Source organism: Paenibacillus baimaensis, assembly GCF_025567575.1.
The window spans coordinates 1-2,538 of the sequence record NZ_JAOQIO010000057.1; the positions used below are offsets into that span (position 1 = coordinate 1).

At 50.0% G+C, this 2,538-nt stretch carries 3 protein-coding genes; all 3 read left to right on the plus strand.

Going from position 1 to position 2,538, the window contains the following annotated elements; genetic code table 11:
- Positions 1-133 precede the first annotated feature (133 nt).
- The 3 genes from tnpA to tnpC are packed head-to-tail and all read left to right on the plus strand — an operon-like array spanning position 134 to position 2,468.
- Positions 134-490, plus strand: a complete 357-nt coding sequence (tnpA, locus tag OB236_RS40115) for an IS66 family insertion sequence element accessory protein TnpA (RefSeq protein ID WP_408638481.1) — start codon at positions 134-136, stop codon at positions 488-490.
- Complete coding sequence (tnpB, locus tag OB236_RS15970) at positions 453-896, plus strand: IS66 family insertion sequence element accessory protein TnpB (RefSeq protein ID WP_262684886.1); 444 nt, start codon at positions 453-455, stop codon at positions 894-896. Before tnpA ends, tnpB begins: the two co-directional genes overlap by 38 nt.
- Before the next feature lie 36 nt (positions 897-932).
- Complete coding sequence (gene tnpC / locus OB236_RS15975; RefSeq protein ID WP_262684887.1) at positions 933-2,468, plus strand: IS66 family transposase; 1,536 nt, start codon at positions 933-935, stop codon at positions 2,466-2,468.
- Positions 2,469-2,538 lie beyond the last annotated feature (70 nt).

Consider the following 2,538-nt stretch of genomic DNA (forward strand, 5'->3'; position numbering starts at 1 on the left):
GTAAGCGTTTAATAAGAAGGTGTATTCCAATCCAATCTAGATTTTGAGACAATTCCGTTAGAGTAGTCGTTGGAGTTTTTCGACTCTACTCGAAAAACTCTAATGGGAGTGTGTCCAATTGCAAACTGTACAAATGAGGAATCGCTATCGACTCCAGCAGTGGACCGAGATCATTCGTGACTGCCGTTCCAGTGGTCAGACCGTGGTTCGCTGGTGTGCAGATCACGAAGTCAATGTGAAAAGCTATTACTACTGGCTTCGGAAAATCCGTGAAGCTGCTTGTGAATCCCTTCCCGCCTTCTCTTCCCCGAATGAACCCACTCTTGTACCGGTCCCTCCATCTTTGCGGATGAACGCCCCACGTTCCGAAGCGAGCCATGAACAAGCGGCCATCATTCTTCGTATGGATGCCGTTACGATCGAAATTCATCCGCATGCGTCTACCGCACTTCTTGAACAAACGCTTCGCATCCTGCAATATGTTCGGTGACATCTCGAAGGCCGATCAACTGTATATCGCCTGCGGTTATACGGATATGCGAAAGTCCATTGATGGACTCATTCACTTGGTGCAACACCAGCTACAATTGAACCCGTTTCAGAATCATTTGTTTCTGTTCTGCGGTCGCAAGCGCGATCGGATGAAAGCCTTGTACTGGGAAGGTGATGGATTCGTCCTGTTGTACAAACGGCTGGAATCCGGTCAATACCAATGGCCCATGGATACGGAGGCCGTACGCTCGATCACGCCACAGGAGTTTCGGTGGTTGCTGGAAGGACTGTCGATCCATCAGCCGAAAGCGGTTAAAAAGCTGGGCTTCACCCCTTCCATGGAGGTCAAAACAGAGCCGAAAACTCTTGTAAAATCTGGGTTTGTACACCATTCTATGGTATAATGATAGGCATAGAAGACAGTGAAGGAACGGTATCTCATGAGCCCCTTGGAACAGCTACAACAGATGGAGCATCGCATTGGCGACCTGGAAAAAGAGAATAAACGGCTACAGGAAACCGTGCAATTTCTAACGCAGAAGCTGTACGGCAAAAGCTCCGAAAAAACAGCTTCTCTCCCGGCAGGTGTGGAGCAACTGTCTTTATTTGATGAGGCAGAAACAGCAGCTTCACGCGTTGCGCCGGAGCCAACCATCGAGCAGATCCAATGCTACCAGCGAAAGAAGCAGGTAGGCGAACGAGCGGAACTCCTTCAGGATCTTCCGCATGAGAAGCAACTTTGTCAGGTGCAGGGCCGTTGTTGTGACGCATGCCATAGTGAGCTTGTCTTGGTAGGGGAAGAGTTTGTACGTACGGAGGTGGAGTTTATCCCTGCCCGCGTGCAAGCCATGGATATCTACAGAGAAACCCTAGAATGCCGGACCTGTCGGAAAGAGGACAAGCCTCAGATGAAAAAGGCAATGACGCCAACGCCGGTCATCCAGCATTCGATGGCTTCGCCTTCCTCCGTGGCATGGGTCATGTACCAGAAGTTCGTGAACAGCATGCCACTGTACCGCCAGGAGAAGGAATGGAAGAGCATCGGCCTTGATCTGAGTCGGGCCACGATGGCGAACTGGCTGATCGCGGACACGAGAGATTGGCTGAAGCCCCTGGTGAATCGACTGCATGAGCTGCTTGTACAAGAGCGATATCTGCATGCGGATGAGACGCCCTTGCAGGTCATGAATGAGAAGGGACGGAAGAACACGACCGCCTCCTACATGTGGATCTACAGCAGTGGGCAGCATAATGCGCATCCCATACGGCTCTTTGAGTACCAACCCGGACGAGGGGCGAAGTACCCGCAAGCGTTCCTGAAAGGGTTCAAGGGATATTTACATAGCGATGCCTACGCCGGATATGCGAATCTAGCAGGGACGATTTCTTGTCTATGCTGGGCACATCTTCGGCGTAAGTTTGTCGAGGCATTACCACCGGAGACGAAGCATCCGGAAGAGACCTTGGCCAGTGAAGGGATAGCTTATTGCAACAAGCTTTTTGAGCTGGAGGCACAGCTTATGTCCCATACGGTTGAAGAACGAAAAGAGCAACGTTTGGTGCAGGAAAAGCCTGTACTCGATGCTTTTTGGTCATGGGTAGAAACGGCCAAAGGTAAAGTTCTACCCAAATCCAAGCTAGGCGAAGCGCTGAAGTATGCACGCAACCATAAGCAAGAGTTGCTGAATTACTTACAAGATGGGAACTGTGTGATCTCGAACAATCTAGCTGAGAACAGCATACGTCCCTTTACAGTAGGACGTAAAAACTGGTTATTCAGCGGTAGTCCACGAGGTGCAACCGCGAGTGCAGCGATCTACAGCATCGTAGAGACAGCAAAGGCAAATGGATTGAGCCCATACAAATATCTAGTCTATCTATTTCAGCAGTTACCAGCGGTTGCATTTCGTCAACAGCCGGAGCTACTTGATGCGTACCTTCCATGGAGTCCGACAGTTCAACAACATTGTACATAATGCAGGGCCTGTGGATCTTCATAAACCATGGGCTTTTCTTTTTCAATACACCTTCTTGTTTGACGCTTAC

What these genes read in the sequence shown, in the direction of transcription:
- tnpA (WP_408638481.1), top strand. Translation starts at nt 134, where the DNA reads ATGAGGAATCGCTATCGACTCCAGCAGTGGACCGAGATCATTCGTGAC.
- tnpC (WP_262684887.1), top strand. Translation starts at nt 933, where the DNA reads ATGAGCCCCTTGGAACAGCTACAACAGATGGAGCATCGCATTGGCGAC.